The 2,318-nt window shown below is 65.5% G+C and carries 2 protein-coding genes; one reads left to right on the forward strand and one right to left on the reverse strand.

All coding sequences use genetic code 11. The features are described from left to right. A partial coding sequence (locus tag VN004_RS16320; protein ID WP_325612173.1) for a cytochrome P450 occupies positions 1-415 on the forward strand: 415 nt, incomplete at its 5' end. Here the strand turns inward: VN004_RS16320 and VN004_RS16325 are convergent. Beyond that, positions 416-2,065, reverse strand: a complete 1,650-nt coding sequence (locus tag VN004_RS16325; RefSeq protein ID WP_325612175.1) for a diguanylate cyclase — start codon at positions 2,063-2,065, stop codon at positions 416-418. Positions 2,066-2,318: the final 253 nt, after the last annotated feature.

A 2,318-nucleotide genomic window follows, 5' to 3' on the forward strand; every position in this document is an offset into this window, starting at 1 on the left:
GAAAGCGCGGCTGATGGCGGATCCGTCGCTGATGAAGACGGCCGTGGAGGAGGTGCTGCGGTTCGAAAGCTCAAACCAGCTCGGCAACCGCCGTGTCCTCGCAGACACCGTGCTGGGCGGCGTGCCAATGAAGGAGGGCGATCTCATCACCATCGCCATCGCCGCCGCCAATCGCGACCCGAAATATTTTCCCGATCCCGACCGGTTCGATGTCGGCCGCACGCCAAACCGGCATCTTGCCTTCGCCAGCGGCGTGCATGTGTGTGCCGGCATGAATGTGGCGCGCCTTGAAGGCCGCATCGCACTGGAACGCTTCCTTGCGCGCTTCCCGAATTACCGGCTTGCCGGACCGCCGGTCCGTTCGCCGCGCGCGCGGTTTCGCGGCTTTATCGCGCTGCCGGCGGTGGTCGCCTGACTATTCCGCGGCGACATCGCTTTTGACCGGAACCGGCGCCACCGCGGCGACCTGGTTTCGCCCGCGGGCCTTCGCCAGATACAGGCCTTCGTCGGCGCGTTTGATCAAGGCTGCAATGCCGGACTGACTTAAAGAGGCCTGCGCCGCGCCGATGCTGAGCGAGATCGGCAGCGTTGCAAAGTCGGTGACCAGCGGACTGGCCCTCGCAAGCGCGCAGAGGCGCTCGCCGAGCACCATTGCGTTCGCAAGATCGCTCTCCGGCAACAGGATCATGAATTCGTCGCCGCCCAGCCGCGCGAGGACATCGGTGCGGCGCACTGTGTTCGCAAGCAAACCCGCGACATGCACGATCGCCAGATCGCCGACATCGTGGCCGTTGCTGTCGTTGATCGACTTGAAATGATCGATGTCGATGGCGAGCAGCGACAGCGGCCGGTGATAGCGCTGGAAGCGGCTCCATTCGGTGTCAGCGAGAGACTGGAAATGACGCCTGTTGCAGAGACCCGTCATCGAATCTGTCGTGGCGAGCCGCTCCAGATCCTGCGACTGGCGGACGAGGTCGGTGACGTCGGTATAGGTGATCATGCGGCCGCCGCCCGGCAGCACCGCGCATTGCGAGCGGATGGTACGCTCGCCTTTGGCGGGCAGGTCGATCGGATTCTTGTCGCCCGCTTGCACGCCCGCGATCCGCTGCGCGATGAATTCGCCGAGCGTGTCGGCCGGAATGCCATAGGCACCGCTCCGGTGGGAATCGTTCAGGAGTTCGGTGAACGACGGCTTGCGCGCGAGGACCTCGTCCGCGACCTCCCACAATTGTCGTGCCGCGCGATTCATGAATTGCGCATGGAACTGCGGGTCGAGCAGCACGACGCCCTGTTCGACCTGATCGAGCGCGCTGTGCAGAACCTCGAGCTTGTCGACATAGCGCACGATGTCGGTGACATAGGTGTAGGTCAGCATGCGTCCGCCGGACGGCAGCACGATGCATTGGGAACGGACAACTTCGCCCGACCGCAATCGCAGATCGCGCGGAACCGAAGTCCCGGACCGGATCTGCGCCACGCGGCCGGCGATGTAGTCCTCCATATCGGTGTCGGTGACTTCATAGGCCCCGGTGTCGCGGCCGTGATGCATCAACGCGAGGAAGCTCGGCCTGCTGTCGGCTGCGCTGTCGGGCAGAAGCCACATGCGGCGGAAGGCGCGATTGATGAACTCGGCGCGCAAGTCGTGGTCCAGCAGCACGATTCCGACACTGACCTCGTCGAGTGCCGCCATCAGCCGGATCAGCGCGCCGGCGCCAGGTGCCGATGGCAAGTCCTGCGGGTCAGGGGAGGGGCGGTGCGGCGGGAGCGCGGAGGCCGCACGCGGGCGGCGCACGGCGTCATGGCTCAGCGTCTCGATCCGCACGCCGATGCGATCGCCACTTTGCCAGACAAGGCTGCAGCGCAAGTCGGGCTCGTCGCCGTCGAGGACGAGGTCGAATGTCTCCGGGATCGCGACAGGGGGCGAGGCAGCCAATGCCTCGACCTGCAGGCAGGCGCCATCGGTCGAGAGGTTGCGCAGGGTGCACGGGATCGTATGGCCGTCACCGAAGATGATGCGACCGCTCTGCGAAGCCGCATAACGGCTGGCCTGACGTCGCTCTTCCATGGCGTTCCCCGCAATTGCGCTGCAGCGGCGGTGAGAGCGGCGCGCGCTGCTCGGCGATAACGCGGTGGCGTCGCAAAGATGCAGACCGTGATTGGGAAAGCCGACCGTCAGGCTGAGCGGAGGGTTAAGCCCTTGCGCGCGTTTTGAGCGATTGCAGCAGCAATGCCGGACTCTTCGTGGGGGATCGGCCGGAAACGAAAAAGCCGCCCGGCGCGAGGGCGCCGTGCGGCTCAATGATTCCCGAGGCGGACTT

Source organism: Pseudorhodoplanes sp. (assembly GCF_035565855.1).
GTDB lineage: Bacteria > Pseudomonadota > Alphaproteobacteria > Rhizobiales > Xanthobacteraceae > Pseudorhodoplanes.

Bases quoted from the DNA above. Each gene is read 5' to 3' on its own strand.
- VN004_RS16325 (WP_325612175.1), bottom strand. From the start codon at position 2,065: ATGGAAGAGCGACGTCAGGCCAGCCGTTATGCGGCTTCGCAGAGCGGT.